Genomic DNA, 18,611 nt, shown 5'->3' on the forward strand with positions numbered 1-18,611 from the left:
AGAATTAAGCTCAAAAGGGTTTATCCTACACCCCAAAACTAATGACATGGAACACTAGTGGCCTGTGTCATTAATTTTGGTGTGTTGATTAGCAACGGATCAGAGCGGATGTAACGGATAAGTTATTGGTTACAAACGCTCATCTAATTATTAAAAATCAACCATTCGTTACATCCTAGAATCATCCGTTGCCAATTTTCCTACACCCCAAAACTAATGACATGGAACACTAGGACTATAAGTCCCCAGGCTAAAAGCATAAGTCTTCTTATAGAGGACTATAGCAGCGATTTATAAAGGTATTTTTTGTTACTAACTATTGCAAGTTTAAGGATTTATGCTTAGAGGTGATTGAGATAACCCTTTTTTTGCAAAGGTGTTGTTTAATAAAAGTAATACGATTTGAACAGAACAGTTACCCATGCGCGTCTTACTGGTTGAGGACGAACCTGGCATTGCTCAATTTATTAGTCAGGGGTTGAACGAAGCGGGTTATGCAACAGATGTAGCAACTGATGGTGAGGAAGGACTTAATTATGCTTTGGTAGCAGAGTATGACATCATTATACTCGATATAATGTTGCCTAAAATTGACGGTCTACAGCTTTTGCGGAAATTGCGAACGCAAGGTCTTAAAACCCCTGTACTGCTATTAACCGCGCGCGATGCAATAGAAGACCGGGTTCAAGGTCTAGACGCTGGCGCCGATGACTACTTGTCTAAGCCTTTTGCTTTGAGCGAACTATTGGCGCGTTTGCGTGCTTTACTACGTCGTCCCCCAATGCAACAGGATACAGTACTGCGCGTTGGAGACTTGGAGATGGATGTTGCGACTAGGGAAGTACGCCGCGCGGGAAAAAGTATCAACCTCAGCCCCCGTGAGTTTACGTTGTTAGAGTATTTTATGCGTCACCCTCGTCAGGTACTTACTCGTAGCCAAATAACCGAACATACCTGGAATTTTGACTTTTACGAAAATTCCAATGTTATTGATGTTTATATTGGCTACTTGCGACGCAAGATAGACCACGGTTTCGATAAGCCCCTCCTGCACACAGTACGTGGTGTAGGATATTGCCTCAGCGCACATACTGCAAATGATTAATTTGAAGTGGCTGAATCATATTCCTGTACGTGTAAAATTAACTGCCTGGTATCTGCTGTTGTTGGCGCTGACTCTAAGCGGGTTCACGGGCTATTTGTATCTTCGACTTGAGCGTAAAATAATTAGCAAGGCGGATACTGCTTTGCAAATAGCAGGTTCTCAATCTTTGGTTTATTTAAAGGATGAGGGTAATGCTCTTGCTTTTGTGGACAAGCCAAGTTTACAAAATACTGCACAAGGTTTGGTAGAAGCTGGATTTGCTGTACGCCTGATTACTCCCCAAGGTAAAATTGTGGATGGTTTTGGCAAATACCAAGAAGTGCCTCTGTGGATACCAAATATCAGTGGATATACAAGGCTGGCAACAAGTAAAGCTGACTGGCGCCTAATTAGTCAACCAGTAATTCGTCAAGGTGAGATTATTGGCTGGTTGCAAATAGCAAAATCTCTTCAGGCATTGACAGAAATATCCCATGAATTACCTAGGGAAATGTTTTTTTCATTGCCATTGATACTGATTGTTGCTGCTTGTGGTGGTTTATTTCTCTCATCAAGAGCATTGCGACCTATCAGTCAAATTACCCGAACTGCCCAAGCTATTAGTGCTATTGACCTCGCCCAACGTTTAAACTACAAAGGGGCAAAAGATGAAGTGGGACAGTTGGCAACCACCTTTGACCAGATGTTAGAACGTTTACAAGCAGGTTTTGAGCGGGAACAACGATTTACGGCTGATGCAGCCCATGAATTACGTACTCCCCTGACGGTTATTAAGGGACGTATAGATGTAACTCGCAGTCGGGAGCGCACAACTGAAGAATACGAGCAAACCTTACAGGACTTAGAACAAGAGGTAGATCGGCTAATTAGACTTAGCAATGGTTTATTGTTACTAGCAAGGATTGACCGAGGACAGTTGCCTTTTGAGCCATTAGCTGTGGACTTAAACGACTTGTTGGAAGTGATTGTAGAACAAGTGCAACATGCTGCAGAATCACAACAAATTAAGTTGTTAAATAATTTGACCCCTGATTTGTGGGTGCAGGGTGACCCCGACCAGTTGATTAGTTTGTTTTTGAATTTGGTAGACAACGCTGTTAAATACACGCCACAAGGGGGTGTTGTTTGGGTGCGCTCCAATTTGTACTTAAATGTAGTGCAGGTGATGATAGTTAATACAGGGGTAGGTATTGCTCAATCGCATCTACCTCACTTATTTGAGCGGTTTTATCGGGCAGACTCAGCGCGTAACTCCGGAAAAAGCGGCGCCGGTTTGGGGTTAGCGATTGCTCACGAAATTGCTCGCTTGCATGGTGGTAATATTACTGCTGACAGCATTCCTAACAAAGAAACTACTTTTACCGTTACTCTACCAACTGCTCAAGTTAATATTGATAAGCTCTAATACCGCTTCGGGGCGCCTCTCATTGTTTTCTTAATCTCGTCTTGTAACTTGAAAATATAGCGAGTTGCAATGGAGTTAGACCATGAAAGTAAGTGAAATGAATTTGGATGCGGATTTATCACAGCAAATATCTGAACATATAATATCTGAAACTCAAGGTAGTGAATATATTATTGATTGCTATCCGTATGCAATGAAAGGATTTTTGTGGGGTCTTGTCTTCTCTGCTGTCCTTTGGATGGGAGTGATTGGCGTATTATTGCTAGTGTTTTAATAGTTGATAAATTGTAGGGAGCGCGTAGACAGATGCAACGACAGGCGCCGACCTACAATTATTTATTACTCTCATCGTATTCTTAAAAAGTCTCTCTAAGATGAAGTTGTGAGCCAATAAATCAAAGGTTAAATCATGAGGTTTAGTTATGACGATTAAGCAAACAATAATGGCTGCTTGTGGAATATTAGCTGTGATGCTTGGAGCCAATTGGTTTTTGAGAACTCAACCGGTTCAAGCTTCTACTGACGACACAGTACCTGCTATAACAATGGTTGAAGCCGTAGAAACTGTTCTTGCTGCTAACCCAGGTACTAAAGCAATTGATGTCAATTTAGAGCGTGAAAATAATAATTTGGCATGGGAAGTTGAACTAAACAATGATTTAGAAGTGTATATTGATGCCAACACAAAAGAAATTATTAAAACTGAGCAAGGCTGGGATTTGAAAGATGTTCCTTTCTTAGCAAACTGGATGCCTAATTAGCCTAATTAATTTATAACCCTGTAATTGGAGTTTACTCATGACTAGAGCTGTATCTACCCATCAAGTTCGGAAACAAGTTAGCCCAATGCAAGACAAGCTGCTTGCAAATTGGCATTCTTTACCTGTAGAAGAAACAGGAATGTCTCACTGCCGGACTGTTATGTAATGACTCTCACTTGGAAACTAAAAATGAGAAATGGGTAGTTGTTGGCGACCCTACTGAGGGAGCTTTGATTACCTCTGCTAATAAATCGGGGTTAATTAAGCCGCTTTTAGAACAACAAATGCCGAGACTGGATGCAATTCCTTTTGAGTCTGAGTTTCAGTACATGGCGACTTTGCACGCAACTCCAATGGGTAAGGCGATTTATATCAAAGGTTCACTAGAGGCAATAGCCAAGCGCTGCACCTTTATGTTAAATAGCAAGGGACAAATCAGACCTATTGACTGCGTCGAGACTTTAAATACCTCCTCTATCGAGCGGGAAGTCAATATTATGGCACGCCAAGGCTTACGGGTGTTGGCGTTGGCAAAGAAGCTTGCACCAAATGAGCAAACTACGGTAGATCATCCTGATATTGACAGTGGGTTGATTTTCTTAGGCTTGCAGGGGATGATTGACCCGCCACGCGAAAGTGCGATGAAAGCAGTGAAAGCCTGTCAAGAAGCAGGTATTCAGGTAAAGATGATTACCGGCGACCATGCTGTAACAGCGCAGGCAATTGCAACTCGTATGGACATCAGTAAAAATGGGTCAGTGCTGGCATTTACCGGCGCCGAACTTGCTCAAATGAACCACCAAGAACTCGCACAAGTTGCAGAAGATGGCGTTGTATTCGCGCGCGTAGCACCAGAACAAAAGCTGCGTTTAGTAGAAGCTTTACAATCAAAAGGTGAAATTGTCGCCATGACGGGGGATGGAGTTAACGATGCACCCGCCTTGAAACAAGCCGATATTGGTATTGCGATGGGTATGGCAGGAACGGAGGTAGCAAAGGAAGCTGCTGATATGCTACTTACTGATGACAACTTTGCCTCAATTAAAGCAGCCGTTATAGTTTATTTAAATACAAAGTACTGTATTTGGTTCTCTCATCGTTTTCTTAGAAAGCCTATTTAAGATGAAGATATAAGCAAATCGCACACTTGCCTAACTTCATTCAGGTTTAATTATGGTAATTAAGCAAGAAATTGTTGGCGCCGTTGGAGTAATAAGTTTGATTCTGGGAGGAAGTTTATGGCTGGAAACCAGACCTGCTCATGCTTCTCACCATGATAAAGTGCCTACTGTGACAATTACCCAAGCGATTGAAACAGTTCAAGCCGCTAACCCTGGTAAGACGGTGACTGACATCAGTTTAGAGCATGAAAATAATAAGTTGGCATGGGAAGCAGAACTCAACAATGGTTCAGAAGTTTACGTTGATGCTAACACAAGGCAAATCATTAAAACCGAAGAAGCTAGGAATTTAGTTGACTTTAGCTTCATCAAGGACTGGATAACTAATTAATTTTTCTCCCATTACCCATTACCTGTTTTTTCGCTTGCAGCTTTGGTTCTCAATTTCACCAACCTAATTAGAAGGTATGTTATGCAAGTAAAGACTGTGCAACCTCCCCTGCAATTTATTCCTCCTGTTTTTAATACATCAGTACTAAATACTAGTCAGAAAGTGCTTCCCTTTTGGTTGCGGTATCATCGGAAAATTAGCCACATTCAAGCTAATGATGTAGAACGTTTAGCAAAACTTTATCACCAATTTCAATCAGGCAAAACCCGTTTCCTTATCGCTTTTCGCCATCCAACTTTGGATGACCCTGCTTGCTTGCATTACTTGCTTGCCCATATTTTACCGCAAGAGGCTCACAAGCATGATATTCCACTACGCCACCCCACCCATGCCCACTTTATCTATGAACGTGGTATTCCTCTTTGGGCTGGTTCGTTTGCAGGTTGGTTTTTCTCTCGAATAGGCGCCACACCCATTCACCGAGGCAAAATTGACCTTGTGGGATTGCGTTCGGCACGGGATTTATTTGCTAATGGTTCTTTACCAATGGCAGCGGCGCCAGAAGGTACTCTTAATGGTTGCAGTGAGCGGATGAATTGCCTTGAACCTGGTGTTGCCCAACTTGGATTTTGGTGCAAGTCAGATTTGTTGAAGAAAGGAGAATTTGAGCAAGTGGTGATTTTGCCCGTTGGTATTAAGTACTACTATGTTCAACCTAATTGGGAAGCTCTGTCTATGCTAATAAGCCAGCTAGAAACAGATTGTGGGCTGACTATTGTAAGGGAGCCGACGAGATTAAAAACTAAGCAAAGTCGGGACAAAGTACTCACTTCGCGGTTAATTCGATTAAGCTATAACATATTATCTATGTTAGAAGACTTTTATACTCGCTTTTATCATCAACCTTTACCAGAAGTCGGTAGTTTAAATGAGCGGTTACATGCTGTTCAAAATGCAGCACTAAATACAGCAGAACGCTATTTTGGCTTACGACCTCTTGGCACTTTTATTGAGCGGCGCCATCGCATTGAACAAGCTGCTTGGGACTGGATTTATCGCGAAGATATTGACAAAAAGCAAGTTTTACCCGCAGTGGAAAATGGTATTGCTAATCACATTGTAGAAATGACCAACATCCACTTATGGCACATGCGTTTAGCTGAGAGCTTTTGGGGATTACTTACCGACTATGTTCAAGAAAAACCGACATTTGAACGCTTTGCTGAAAGCACTTTGCTGCTGTGGAATGTAGTTAATAATCTGAAAGGAGGTAAGGCAAAACAACCTTATTTGGGTCAGCGTTGGGTTGAAATTACCATAGGTGAAGAAATTTCTGTTTGCCAACGTTGGGATGAATACTGTAGTAATCGCCGTCAAGCTGTTAATAATTTAACGCAATACTTACAGAAAGCTTTAGAAAGTATCATATCTCCGACTTACCCAAATCCACAAAAAGTTTCTTTGGTAAGTTAACTTTTTACTAGCAAATTGTAAATAAACGAAAGTTTCATACTTTGAAGGAAAATACTTTATCAAGATTTATTACTAAATTGCTTGTGGTAGGTGTTACAATGAAATTTTTACGACGTTATTTTGAGCATAATTCCGAACCAAGTAGCGATATCTCCCCGGTTAAGCCTTCGGGTAACAACGAAACTAAAAAAAGGTTTTCTTGGCAAAAGACAGCTACTCATTTATCTTTAGTATTATTAGGAAGCGGCATTACCCTTTCAGGTGGCTATTTGTTAGCACGCAATCCAATATCACCACGACAACTTGCTTCTCAAGAAGTTTCTGTACCAAATAGTAAAACTGCTCAAGCTAACTTACCAGGTGTTGCTAATAACAACTTCGTTACTACTGCTGTAAACCAGGTTGGACCTGCTGTGGTCAGGATTGATGCTTCAAGAACTGTAACGAATCGTGTACCAGAGATTTTCAACGACCCATTGTTTCGTGATTTCTTTGGATTGGAGCCAATGCAACCGCGCAGACGAACGCAAAGCGGTACTGGTTCTGGTTTTATTGTTAGTTCCGATGGTCGTATTCTTACCAACGCCCATGTAGTTGACGGCGCCGAAACGGTGAGAGTCAGGTTGAAGGATGGACGCTCATTTGAGGGTAGGGTGTTAGGAACAGACCCAGTAACCGATGTCGCAGTTATCCAAATTCAAGCAAGAGGTCTACCAACTGTTCGGGTAGGTAACTCAGATCAACTTACACCAGGGGAATGGGCAATAGCTATTGGTAATCCTCTCGGTCTTGATAATTCTGTTACCACTGGTATAATAAGTGCCACAGGACGCTCTAGTAGTGCTGTTGGTGTTGCCGATAAACGTGTGAGATTTATTCAAACAGATGCTGCAATTAACCCTGGTAACTCTGGTGGTCCATTATTAAATCAACAGGGTGAAGTGATTGGCATAAATACAGCGATTATTCAAGGCGCCCAAGGATTAGGCTTTGCTATACCTATTAATACTGCTCAACGCATCGCCAATCAACTGATAGCTAACGGAAAGGTAGAACATTCTTTCCTGGGAATCCAAATGTTGACCATTACCCCAGAACTTAAACAAGAAATTAATAGTGACCCCAACCGTCTAATGAAGGTAGATACTGAAGCTGGTGTTTTAGTCGTCAGAGTTGTGCCTGATTCTCCCGCTGCTAGAGCCGGGTTACGTGCTGGCGATATTATTCAAAGGCTTAATGGTAACTCAGTAACAGACTCTCAAACAATACAACAAACTGTAGAAAATAGCTCTGTCGGTGAGAATTTACGCTTACAATTGCGGCGCCAGGGAAGAAATATGGACATATCTGTGCGGACTGGTGCAATTCCTTCAAATAGAGCAATGAACTAAATTACGTGCCTCAAAGCGCGCGTTCAATTTTTGATTTTTTAAACCTTTGTAGCTTTGCATTGAGGAAACTATGCCAATTCAATACAGAAAAATCGGTAATAGAAAGAAACTTCGCTTCACGAGACGCACTTTTATTCTATCCACAGCAGCAGTTGCTCTCGGTATCGCTTCATGTCAACCACAAGCGCAACAAACTCCAACAGGAGCGACAACCCCTGCTGCCTCTCCCGTTGCAGATGCTGGTGCTAGTATCACTCTTACTGGCGCTGGGGCAAGTTTTCCCGCTCCTTTGTATCAGCTTTGGTTTGCAGAGTACAACAAGAAAAATCCCAATGTGCTGATTAACTATCAATCTATTGGCAGTGGTGCTGGGATACAACAGTTCATTAAGGGTACAGTTGATTTTGCAGCGAGTGATGTGGCAATGACAAAGGAAGAAATTGCCAAGGTCGAACGAGGTGTTATTTTGCTACCGATGACAGCTGGCTCTATAGTAGTCGCTTACAACATCCCCGATGTCAAAACAGGTTTAAGGCTACCAAGAGATGTCTTTACCGATATATTTCTGGGTAATATCAAAAATTGGAATGATGCCAGAATTGCAAACGCGAATAAGGATATTAAATTACCAAACTTACCAATTAATGTTGTGCATCGCTCCGATGGTAGCGGTACCACCAGTGTTTTTACTGAACATCTGAGTGCTATTAGTCCCCAATGGAAAAGTAAAGTTGGCGCCGGTAGAAGTGTAAGCTGGCCAGCAGGTAGTGGTGCTAAGGGTAACGAAGGTGTAACCGCTCAAGTTCAACAAAACCAAGGCGCCATTGGTTATGTAGAGTATAGCTTTGCTAAAAAGAACAATCTTGCAATGGCTGCTTTACAAAATAAAGCTGGTAACTTCATTGTGCCAACACCAGAAGCTGCGACTAAAACATTGGCAGCAGTAGAATTACCTGAAAACTTAGTTGCTTTTATTACTGACCCAGAAGGCGCCGAGTCTTACCCCATCGTTACTTACACCTGGCTTTTGGCTTACGACAACTATGAAGACCGAAAGGAAGCTGAAACCCTCAAGAGTGTAATTGAATGGGCATTAACCGATGGGCAGAAATTCAGTGCAGAACTTGGATATATCCCCCTGCCGGAAAAAGTTGTGGAAAAAACAAAAGCTGCTGCTAATCGTATTGTCTCATAAATACGTGATTGGATTTTACATAGTTTGACGAGCAAAACCATTACTTCAAAAGCTGTTTTGGTAAATGATTGAATGATTCTCAATAATTCACTTATGTTTTATACCGTAAAGTATGGAGACACACTACCAAAAATAGCCGAACAATTTTATGGACAGCCCAGTATGTGGAGATTAATTTATGAAGCTAATCCAGATATTATTTTCATCACTCCTGGGATAACACTTTATATCCCCCTTCCTGAATCTATTAATGAGAAAGAAGTAGAGAAAAACCAAAACTTGTACAAACCTACAGAAAAGTAATAGTATGACTAAATCTCAGCACTCTATCAAAAATAATTTTGTGCGTTTCGGAGCAATTAGTGGAAGTTTATTAATTGGGTTAACATCATTTGTTATACCTATTTCCTTAGCACAAAGCGCCCAAGCTCAACAAGTGCATAAGTCTAATAATGATAATTTGTTTGTTATCCCACCTATGCCTGAAGGACTGCAAACTCCAAGCGCTACGGTTGTACCTGTAAATGGAAAAGTCAACGTGAAGCTGACTAACAAAACTAACGCTGCACTTACATACGAAGTCATTGGACATACCAACCAACGCACTCTTTTAGGGAAATCAACTGTCACCCTAAAAAACCTACCAGTTTCTGTAGCTATTAGCTTCCGGCGCCGGGATAAGGGACTGCTTACCGTTAAACCTCAAGGGGAAACAACACCTGGACTACTAGAAGTTAAGTTAGATGAAGGGACTTATTTTGGTAACGATAAAATTGCAATGCGAGTTGAAACAACAGGTGATGTTTTCTTGAACTAATTCTAGCAAATGAACCTTAAAAAAACCTGGCTGTATTCTTTAAACGGTTTATTAGCCATACCTTTATTGCTTTTGCTTAGTTCATTAATCCCTAAAAATTTGGGTATTAGGTCATTTACTAGGACTAGTCTTTCTTTTCTATTATTGATTCTTACATCAGTTGTTACTCTAGTTTCTTTTACGGGTGTATTATTATCTATATCTGTTACTTTATCTGTTACGCTAATTTTATATGCGATTATAGGAACAGTTATTACAGTTTACATAGGTCAAAGATTAATTATTATTAACTTCAACCAGCTTAAACAAGAAGCTAATTTTCGTTATGGTCTTATTCATGTTCGAGATAACGCCGAGTCTGTTGCCTTTTATCAAGGTGAAGCCCAAGAGTCAGTTCAATTAAAACAGCGGTTTATAGGCGCCATTCGTAACTTCGATTTGTTGATTAACTGGCAGCGAAATCTTGGCTTCTTTACCGTCAGTTACGATTACTTTGTTTCTGCGCTACCATATATTATTGTGGCGCCGATCTATTTTGCGGGTAATGCGGAATTTGGGAAATTTACCCAGGCAGCAATTGCATTTCAGCAAATTTTCCGAGCTTTATCTATTATAGTTAGCCAGTTTGAAAGTTTGACGGCTTTTGCAGCAGGAGTTGAGCGTCTGGATAGTTTGCATAGTGCTTTAAAAACACCATCTCCAAACGCAACAGGAATGACAACTATCGATATGACGGAAAACTCCAAATTAGCTTTACGTCAAGTTACTTTACTCACCCCCAATTATCAACGTACTTTAATTCGTGAACTCTCCGCCACCATCAACCGAGGAGAAGGAATGGTCATTGTCGGGCACAGTGGCAGCGGTAAAAGTTCTGTTTTACGTGCAATTGCAGGTTTATGGAATGCGGGAACAGGTCATATTATTCACCCTTCCTCGACAGATATGATGTTTTTGCCGCAACGTCCCTATATGGTACTGGGTTCTTTGCGAAGTCAGTTGCTCTATCCCAATACCGACCCTAATATCAGTGAAAGTAAATTGCATCAAGTTTTGGAAGAGGTAAATTTAAAAGACTTACCAGAACGAGTTGGAGGGTTTGATGCAGAACTCGACTGGGCAAACGTCCTATCCTTGGGAGAACAACAACGTCTTGCTTTTGCCCGTCTGTTACTAAGTGCTAGGAGCTATGCTATTTTAGATGAAGCAACGAGCGCGCTAGATATTAACAACGAACGGCGCCTGTATCAACAATTGAAAGCTACTGGAACTACTATAATTAGTGTTGGGCACCGCTCTAGCTTATTGCAGTATCATGAATATGTTTTAAAGCTGGATGGTGACTCTAATTGGCAGTTGATGCCAACCAGAGAATATAATTCTGCTGAAGTTTGTTAAATATTATCTATTTTTTGTGTTGTAGAGATGTGATTAATCACGTCTCTACATTTGTGTTTGTGGTTACAGAATAATTTAATACATAAACATTTCTAAAGGAAGAAGTCAGAGCGTAATTACTGAAACTATTCTTAAAAGAGCCTGTAAACTATTACATGCTGCAATATCTCAAGTTTGCTTTTGTCGGCTGTGGGGATTGACCCCCTATCTTATTATTTTATAGTTAGCAGGAGTTTGTTTAACAATTAATTGGTATAAAGTATGAATAATCAAACTACATGGAAATACGTATTTCAGTTAAAAGCTGTGATAAATTGGGTCGAATCTGTGTTTTTGTTATTATCAGACCAATGGATTCGTAAGTCACTTAATCTAGAACCTCTAGTAAATTCTGAATATTCACATCTATTTCTAGCATTAGTATTTGTTATTGGGATTGGCTATTGGTGGGTTGGTCAAGATATCTCTGAGAATTTCAGCATTGTAAAACTAGGAATTTACGCACAATATTCGGTTTTTTCTATCTTGGCTTATCATACTATTGTAGGCAATATTCACCCATTTTATTTGCTCCCAGGTGTTATTAACCTAATTTTCGCCATTTTATTCACCATATTTGTATATTCCTCTGCTTCACCTAAATCAGCTATATCAGAAGTAAAATAACCAGGTTAATTTAAAATGCCACTACAACATGGGCCTTGGACGATACAACAAACAAAAGTAAAGTACCACAATTCATTTATTAGCATTCGTGAAGACCAAGTGGTTCAGCCTAATAATATACCTGGAATGTACGCCATTGTTAAAATGAAACCAGGTGTTGCTATTTTGCCAATAGATAATGATAACAAAGTATATCTGACCAAACAATTTCGTTATGCACTGGGTAAAGAAAGTATTGAAGTTGTATCTGGTACAGTCGAGGAGAAAGAGCCAAGACAGTTAGCTGCACGAAGAAAACTAAGAGAAGAAATTGGCATTATCGCCTCAGAATTAATTGATTTAGGCGTAGTTGATTTAGATACATCGATTGTACGTTGCTGTGTGCATATGTTTTTAGCGAAGCAGCTAACAACAGTCGAAGCACATAAAGAAGGTACAGAAATAATAGAAAAATTTCATGTTCCTTTAGATACTGCTGTGCAAATGGTAATGGATAGTAAAATTACCCACGCTCTTAGTTGTGCATTGATTTTGAAAGCTGCCAAACGTTAACTATAAATACTTTTCTATTATTTATTTTGCTACACTATCGCCTGACAAAGAGGGCCATCTAACAGTCAGAATAGTACAATCAGATTCAGCCTCCCAGGTATGGGAAACACCTGGGCGCCACAAAACATAATCGCCTTCATGAGATAGTACAATTTCTCTATCTTCAAATTCCAGCCGAAACCGTCCATTTATTAAAATAGATAGCGTAGTGGCTTCATTGTTTACTGCCCATTGCGTTCTATTTTCGCCTGCTTTGTGAATAGCCCATTTCACCTCAAGTTCTTCAGTGTAACGAGCGTCATCCGGGTTGATAAAGTGACCAATAAACCAACCCCCACGACTTGCACCTTCTTTTTTCGCGTTACCAAAAATAACTTCATTCTGGCTCGATTGCATTACCGTAATCCAATTTTTTATATAAACAATTTTAAAAACAATTTTAAATTATTTGTTTTCGCTATTTACATAAAGAAACCTGGTTTCCACGCAAATCGTCATTTTTATTACATGCTATCAACAAAGAAACCAGGTTTCTAGGTAAAATTTTAGTACGCAACGCATCGATTGATTTACAGCCTGTAATTTCCCTGTTCTGTATTGTATAAATACTTACGTGCTTACCTTCGTTAAGTAATGTTAAGAGCCTCTGTAAATTAACTATAAAGACAGGAATAACTAATTACAATTGTCAATTTTTGATTCATGTGCTAATTTATAACATGCGTGGATTATATCGTATTCTGTAGTATTTGCTTCTATCGCAAGATAGATAATAAAATGGCACGCGAGATTTAAGAGGAGCGCAAAAACACTCTGTTTTAATAAGGCACCTGGTTTAAAGCGCTGAAGTAAGCTCCTTTACCCTCTTGCAATATTGGCTATAAATATGAATTCAGAAGTCAGAGACGAAATTTCATTTTTAACATGTCCTATAACCTTTGAGCAAAGTCATCAAAGGATATTAGCAGAAAGCGTACTTGTTGCAGAGAAGCTTCAAAAAATTTCTAAACCAGAAATTAGGTCTAGCCTTCGAGCATCAACTATTGAAGGTGTTTTCGCGACCCTGTTTTACAGCATTATTGGCGGCGTATTACTAAGTAATTTCTTGCTAGATTTGGGCGCCAGTCCGGTGTTTATTGGTTTGCTTGCTTCTATTCCTCAACTTCTAAACCTATTTCAACCACTAGGAGCTTATTTTGCAGATAAAAGTACTAGCAGAAGAAGGTGGTCGATAAGCATTTTCTTATCGTCGCGGTTGCTATGGTTGATTGTTGCGCTCGCTATTTTTTGCGGTAACGAGTTCCATCTGATTGACCATGTTCTGTTGGTACAGTTGACATTGGCAATTATATTACTGACTAATATCATTGAAGCTTTTGGTCGTGCTTCTTGTGTTAGTTGGATGGCTGCTTTAGTACCAGAGCGTTTGCGAGGACGATATTTTGGCTTTCGCAATAGTTCCATTAACTTAATGAATCTTTTGGCGGTACCGTTGTTGGGATTAGTGGTATCAAAATATCCTGGTGGAAGAGTGCAAGGCTTTGGGGTGGTCTTGATTATAGGAATTGTGTTTGCGCTAATCAGTCTGGGCTATCAATTTTTGATGACTGATGTAAATCCGATAGAAGAATCTTTATCAAGTAAAAATACAGTTCCGTTAGAAGGGTGGGAGACTGTTGCTAGCTTCCTCAAAGATACTAATTTTTTGAAATTTCTACTTTACTCTGGTTTATGGAGCTTTGCTGTTAATGTCAGCGCTCCTTTCTTTAACCTTTACCTACTGGAAAAACTGTCTATAGATGTTAGCGTGGTCACGATTTATAACAGTTTGGGAACAGGCGCCAATTTACTCATGTTAATTTTCTGGGGTAAGCTGGCCGACCGAGTTGGGAATCGTCCGCTTTTGGTAATGGTGGGAATTTTGGTAGCGCTAACACCTTTACTGTGGCTGTTTGGTGGGTGTAACGCAGTTTCTCTTTGGATTTGGTTCCCATTATTGCACTTGCTAGGTGGCGCCACTTGGGCGGCAATTGACTTGTGCAGCGGCAATCTTTTGATGGGAGTGGCGCAAAAAGCGAACAGGTCTATTTACTTTGCACTTGCAGCAGCAGTTCCGGGTGTCACTGGAGCAATGGGAATCATTGTTGGTGGTGTTAGCACAACTCTTGCTAGTACTGATGGTTGGGACGTGCTATTTTCTCTCTCTGCTGGTCTGCGGCTTTTTGCACTGCTACCATTGTTATTTATTTGGGAGCAGCGTTCTATACCTTTGGGTCAGCTTTGGCAAGTGCTATTTCCACATTCTAAAAGCCCGTTGCCATAAGTTGCTTGTCTCTACATATCAACGTTCTTGATAATCTTCTGAGGACATAGGGTCTAATTCCCATCTACCAGAATCACGTTCATCCAAAATATCGATTGTTTGAAGCGATACCCCGTCATCATAATCTAAACCAACAGCGGCGCCGAGTTCTTGAACAATGTTTTGATCGGGAGTCGCAACAGTTCCCCCTACTGCTTCGTCACCAACTGCTTCAGCCTGGTCCCAACGAGCATCGATATCACCTCCTGTTAGTTCTGGACTAGTCGATGTGTACTGCTCCATACGGTCATGCATGGTGCGTCCGCCAATTTCTAGCCCAGGTTCTACGGCAACACCCGTTCCAAATGATTCAGTTATTGCTTGGGGTAAATCTGAAATAATCTCTTTGTCTGTGTCTTCTACGGGTATATCAGAAACAAGGTCAATATCTTCGTCGATGGGTATATCTAAAATATTGCCCTCGACCCTTGTATTTAGTTTCTTGTCTGTTTTGCTAGTCGAGTCAGCCATAATGCTCCGAATCATCCAAATACCTATAAATGCAAAATATCTAAAAATGAAATCATTAAAATCCGCTTTGAGGATGAAAATTTATTAGTTGATATGAGTAAAGTTTAGGCGCCTACTAATATATTTCCGGTGTAACCAGCATGATTGTATTGTTCAAGGACTTGTTCAGCAATATTTTTCTCTTCTCCTGCTGCGACCAAAGCAACAGTCGCACCTCCAAATCCGGCGCCTGTTAACCTGGCACCAAAGACTCCCGGAGTTTTCTGCAATATATCGACTAATGTATCGAGCGCAGGTACAGAAACTTCGTAATCATCACGTAAGCTAGCGTGCGAAGCATTCATCAATTCCCCAAATTGTTGTAGAGACGAGACATGTCGCGTCTGTGTCTCGACATTTTGTAATGCCTCTAAAACACGATTATTTTCTGTTACAACATGACGCGCGCGTCGTCGCAACGGTTCTGGTAACGTTTCTACCAAGTTGACATCAGTAATATCTCGTAGAGCTTTCACTCCCAGTAATTGCGCTGCTTGTTCACACTCTGCACGTCGTTCGTTATATCCACTACCAGCTAAAGTACGAGGGACACCGCTCTCTATCACCACAATCTTGGCGCCTTCAGGCAAAGGTAAAATACGACGTTCCAAAGTACGGGTGTCTAAAAACAGCATGTGTTCAGTATCAGCCAGACTCGAAGCCATCTGATCCATAATCCCACATTGTACATGGGCATACTGAATTTCAGCCTTTTGTGCAAACTGGGCAATTTCTACATCATTGATAGGCAAATTAAAAAGTTGACGTATTCCTCTAAGAGTTGCTACCTCTAATGCTGCACTACTGGATAACCCCGAACCTAGGGGAACTGAGGATTTAACGTACAGATTTATAGGTGATATTGTATACCCAACTTCTTTTAAAACTTGAATACAACCAAAAATATACCTTGCATATTCCTCTTGCATCTCACCTGCTCTAAAAGACTCTTCTCTAATATCTACTCGCTCATCTAAATTTTCTGAATAGAAGTGGTACATTCTATCATCACTTAATCCAATTTGTACTATCGTTTGTTGAGGAATTGCTGTAGGCAGAACGAACCCGTCATTGTAATCAGTATGTTCACCAAGTAAGTTAACTCTTCCAGGCGCCAACGCTTCAACAGATGGTAATTTTTGATTAAATATTGTTTGAAAATTCATAGTTTCAATAGTAAATTTGTAAAAGAAATCATACTAAATATTAAACTTCTAAAACAAGTGGACGTAATCTTCCTTCTACTTCGACGCTAGGAAAGTTGGCATCATAAGTCAAATTCTCCAACTTCCCATCGGCACTAATTACAAAAGTATCCTCAATTTTTGCACCTGCGAGACTTGGATTCCACGCAACAGCAATGTTTTCTTTCAAAGTATCAGTTGTAGTGGGATTTGCGACAATTTCTCGCGCTAGGTATCCAGTCGTTCCTCCCTGATGATGTTCGCGGATTGCATTGGGAAAATTGTGTTGTTGATAAGCGTAGAATAAAGTTTGGTAAACCTCATTTAAAGCAGTTCCTGGTTTACACTTATTTAATGCTACGCTTTCAACTTCACGACAAACACGATGCAATTCGTTTTCTTGATGTGGAATTGTACCAAAAGAAACGAAACGGGTTAGATTTGCATACAAACCATACCCCCGCGCGCAAAATACCATCATTGCTTTGACTCCAATCGGTTCGTTTGTTGGTGTAGCGTGACGATATAGCGGTAAACGTCTTTCTCCTGCTACAAGTGTTAAAGCTGGATGTAACCCTCTTGCCCATAGCGCTTCTGCACCTGCACCCGCTAATTGATATTCTGTCCAAGTTGGTTTTGCTGCTTGTAGTACTTCTGTCATTGCTTCGCTTGCTTTGCATCCTACTTCGCGATAGCGCTCTAACTCAGTTGGCATCATTACTCTTTTATATTGTTGTAAAGATTCAGGTAATGGCTTTTGTGTTTCAGTCGGACGGTCGCTTAATACTTTTCCATCTCCAGTTGCATCACGTATAAATGACTTACGTGCGTTAGTATCTGCCCAAGGATAGATGTGTAATTTTAAGTTAGATGGTAATTCCTCGTCTTGTAAACGTTGTGCCTCAATTTCGTCTGTTAATACCCAAGCATCTTCAGGTGTTACCAATACAGATGCTATGCCAGTTTCAGCAGTAAGTAAAACTGTATTCGAGGCGCCAGCAGTTGCCCAAGCAAACCAGTCTGTACCAGATAAGTACACACCTTGGGCGCCAGTTTCTTTAAGAGTTTGGCGGATAAATTCGAGTTTGGTAGATACTTCGTCATTATACCGATTCATTTTTTTACACCCTTTTTACAAACGAGATAGTTCTTCGATATTTACGGAAACTGCTTGTAACTCTTTGGCTTTCTCTTCTGGAAGTGCATCATTAGCAAACATTCCCGCAGCAAGTTCCGTTCCTGCTAAATACTTAAGTCTTTCACTTGTGCGATATGGTGGATAAAACTCGGCGTGTAAATGCGCTTCGGGATGTGCTTTTCCATCTGTTGGTGCAGTGAACCAAGCCATTAAATAAGGAAACGGGCGCCCAAACAAGCCATCATATTTAAGCGTCACTGTTTTTAAAGCTTTAGCAAGTGACCACCGCTGTTCTGAACTTAGGTAATGAAAAGTGGAAACTGGTAAAATTGGTGCCAACCATACTTCATATGGATAGCGCGCGCATACTGGCACAAAGGCGATAGCGTGTTCATCTTGATAAATAATGCGTTTGTTATCAGCTATCTCTTTTTGTATCAAATCCGCTAATAATCCCTGTTGATGTTCCTCATAAAATCGCTGCTGCATTTGTTGCATTCGAGCGGGAACGGGAGGAACGAATGGATAAGCGTATATTTGACCGTGGGGATGGTGCAGTGTCACCCCTACTTCTACACCTTTGTTTTCAAAAGGTAGAACATACTGAATTTCTGCATTTGCACCAAGGCAACGTACACGTTCACCCCAAACTTGTAGTAGTAAATCTAAATGGTATAGTTCTAATGAACTTAAAGACGCTTTCGGGTCTTGAGTAAAAACTACTACTTCACAGGCGCCATTAGCAGGTAAAGTATCAACAATAGATTGTGGTGGGTTATGTGCCGTTAAATTTAAAGAAGGAAAGCGGTTATCAAATACTGCAACATCATAATTTCCTTCAGGAAGCTCTGTAGGAACTTTCTCATCTTTAGTCGGCGCCAAAGGATTATATTCTGGAGGTGGCATAAAAGTACGCCCTTGACGGTGACTTGCATAAGCTACCCATTCACCTCGTAATGGGTGCCAGCGTAGATGAGGGTTTGCTTGCACTGGTTCATTACTAGGACTTGGAGCAGTTATTTCCCCTTCAATTGGAAATCTACTATATAACGTTAAGTTACGACCATCAGGCTTTATCAGCTTTTGGGTATACATTTTTTCAATACAACTTTTACAATTTTCTATGCTTTTCTTGTGGAACG

The 18,611-nt window shown here is 40.6% G+C and carries 20 protein-coding genes and 1 pseudogene; 16 read left to right on the forward strand and 5 right to left on the reverse strand.

What is annotated here, in order from left to right; all coding sequences use genetic code 11:
* Window positions 1-421 precede the first annotated feature (421 nt).
* From DSM106972_RS31015 to DSM106972_RS31080, 15 genes and pseudogenes are all read left to right on the forward strand, one after another.
* Window positions 422-1,105, forward strand: coding sequence for a response regulator transcription factor (locus DSM106972_RS31015; protein ID WP_127084312.1), 684 nt, complete (start codon window positions 422-424; stop codon window positions 1,103-1,105).
* Window positions 1,098-2,510, forward strand: a complete 1,413-nt coding sequence (locus DSM106972_RS31020; protein ID WP_127084313.1) for a sensor histidine kinase — start codon at window positions 1,098-1,100, stop codon at window positions 2,508-2,510. Before DSM106972_RS31015 ends, DSM106972_RS31020 begins: the two co-directional genes overlap by 8 nt.
* Before the next feature lie 82 nt (window positions 2,511-2,592).
* Complete coding sequence (locus DSM106972_RS31025) at window positions 2,593-2,784, forward strand: hypothetical protein (RefSeq protein WP_127084314.1); 192 nt, start codon at window positions 2,593-2,595, stop codon at window positions 2,782-2,784.
* A gap of 148 nt (window positions 2,785-2,932) precedes the next feature.
* Window positions 2,933-3,271, forward strand: a complete 339-nt coding sequence (locus DSM106972_RS31030; protein ID WP_127084315.1) for a PepSY domain-containing protein — start codon at window positions 2,933-2,935, stop codon at window positions 3,269-3,271.
* 37 nt (window positions 3,272-3,308) lie between these two features.
* Window positions 3,309-3,437 (forward strand): hypothetical protein, encoded by a 129-nt coding sequence (locus DSM106972_RS55040; protein ID WP_267901180.1) that lies wholly within the window; start codon window positions 3,309-3,311, stop codon window positions 3,435-3,437.
* Window positions 3,406-4,362 (forward strand): annotated as a pseudogene (locus DSM106972_RS31035) (HAD-IC family P-type ATPase); the annotation flags it as partial. The gene DSM106972_RS55040 and the pseudogene DSM106972_RS31035, both read left to right, overlap by 32 nt.
* 82 nt (window positions 4,363-4,444) lie before the next feature.
* The gene (locus DSM106972_RS31040) at window positions 4,445-4,783 is read left to right on the forward strand and encodes a PepSY domain-containing protein (protein ID WP_127084316.1); all 339 of its coding nucleotides are present in this window, start codon (window positions 4,445-4,447) and stop codon (window positions 4,781-4,783) included.
* A gap of 81 nt (window positions 4,784-4,864) precedes the next feature.
* The gene (locus DSM106972_RS31045; RefSeq protein WP_127084317.1) at window positions 4,865-6,256 is read left to right on the forward strand and encodes a lysophospholipid acyltransferase family protein; all 1,392 of its coding nucleotides are present in this window, start codon (window positions 4,865-4,867) and stop codon (window positions 6,254-6,256) included.
* 98 nt (window positions 6,257-6,354) lie between these two features.
* Window positions 6,355-7,647, forward strand: coding sequence for an HhoA/HhoB/HtrA family serine endopeptidase (locus tag DSM106972_RS31050; protein ID WP_127084318.1), 1,293 nt, complete (start codon window positions 6,355-6,357; stop codon window positions 7,645-7,647).
* 70 nt (window positions 7,648-7,717) lie between these two features.
* Window positions 7,718-8,842 (forward strand): phosphate ABC transporter substrate-binding protein PstS, encoded by a 1,125-nt coding sequence (gene pstS, locus DSM106972_RS31055; protein WP_127084319.1) that lies wholly within the window; start codon window positions 7,718-7,720, stop codon window positions 8,840-8,842.
* A gap of 93 nt (window positions 8,843-8,935) precedes the next feature.
* The gene (locus DSM106972_RS31060) at window positions 8,936-9,145 is read left to right on the forward strand and encodes a LysM peptidoglycan-binding domain-containing protein (protein ID WP_201800806.1); all 210 of its coding nucleotides are present in this window, start codon (window positions 8,936-8,938) and stop codon (window positions 9,143-9,145) included.
* 4 nt (window positions 9,146-9,149) lie between these two features.
* Window positions 9,150-9,659: a hypothetical protein gene (locus DSM106972_RS31065; protein ID WP_127084321.1), complete on the forward strand. Its 510-nt coding sequence runs from the start codon at window positions 9,150-9,152 to the stop codon at window positions 9,657-9,659.
* 9 nt (window positions 9,660-9,668) lie between these two features.
* Window positions 9,669-11,057 carry an ABC transporter ATP-binding protein/permease gene (locus DSM106972_RS31070; protein ID WP_127084322.1) on the forward strand — a complete coding sequence of 463 codons (1,389 nt, stop codon included), beginning with the start codon at window positions 9,669-9,671 and terminating at the stop codon, window positions 11,055-11,057.
* Between the two features lie 261 nt (window positions 11,058-11,318).
* Entirely contained in the window at window positions 11,319-11,723 is a 405-nt protein-coding gene (locus DSM106972_RS31075; protein WP_127084323.1) for a hypothetical protein, read from the forward strand.
* A 15-nt stretch (window positions 11,724-11,738) separates the two neighbouring features.
* Complete coding sequence (locus DSM106972_RS31080) at window positions 11,739-12,275, forward strand: NUDIX domain-containing protein (RefSeq protein WP_127084324.1); 537 nt, start codon at window positions 11,739-11,741, stop codon at window positions 12,273-12,275.
* Between the two features lie 21 nt (window positions 12,276-12,296).
* Here the strand turns inward: DSM106972_RS31080 and DSM106972_RS31085 are convergent, their stop codons facing one another.
* Window positions 12,297-12,671, reverse strand: a complete 375-nt coding sequence (locus tag DSM106972_RS31085) for a cupin domain-containing protein (protein ID WP_127084325.1) — start codon at window positions 12,669-12,671, stop codon at window positions 12,297-12,299.
* A 490-nt stretch (window positions 12,672-13,161) separates the two neighbouring features.
* On the opposite strand from DSM106972_RS31085, the gene DSM106972_RS31090 reads away from it, so the two are divergent.
* Window positions 13,162-14,598: an MFS transporter gene (locus tag DSM106972_RS31090; protein ID WP_127084326.1), complete on the forward strand. Its 1,437-nt coding sequence runs from the start codon at window positions 13,162-13,164 to the stop codon at window positions 14,596-14,598.
* A gap of 18 nt (window positions 14,599-14,616) precedes the next feature.
* Here DSM106972_RS31090 and DSM106972_RS31095 read toward each other — a convergent pair whose 3' ends face one another.
* The 4 genes from DSM106972_RS31095 to galT all read right to left on the reverse strand — a co-directional run bounded on the left by DSM106972_RS31095 (window position 14,617) and on the right by galT (window position 18,564).
* On the reverse strand, window positions 14,617-15,123 hold the full coding sequence (locus DSM106972_RS31095; protein WP_325052230.1) for a DUF6335 family protein: 507 nt from the start codon (window positions 15,121-15,123) through the stop codon (window positions 14,617-14,619).
* 89 nt (window positions 15,124-15,212) lie between these two features.
* Window positions 15,213-16,313, reverse strand: coding sequence for a galactokinase (gene galK, locus DSM106972_RS31100; RefSeq protein WP_127084327.1), 1,101 nt, complete (start codon window positions 16,311-16,313; stop codon window positions 15,213-15,215).
* 40 nt (window positions 16,314-16,353) lie between these two features.
* A complete protein-coding gene (locus DSM106972_RS31105) occupies window positions 16,354-17,448 on the reverse strand; it encodes a M24 family metallopeptidase (protein ID WP_127084328.1) in 1,095 nt (364 codons plus the stop codon).
* A gap of 15 nt (window positions 17,449-17,463) precedes the next feature.
* The gene (galT, locus tag DSM106972_RS31110; RefSeq protein ID WP_127084329.1) at window positions 17,464-18,564 is read right to left on the reverse strand and encodes a galactose-1-phosphate uridylyltransferase; all 1,101 of its coding nucleotides are present in this window, start codon (window positions 18,562-18,564) and stop codon (window positions 17,464-17,466) included.
* Between the last annotated feature and the right edge of the window lie 47 nt (window positions 18,565-18,611).

It is taken from the genome of Dulcicalothrix desertica PCC 7102 (assembly GCF_003991905.1).
Classification (GTDB): Bacteria; Cyanobacteriota; Cyanobacteriia; order Cyanobacteriales; family Nostocaceae; genus Dulcicalothrix; species Dulcicalothrix desertica.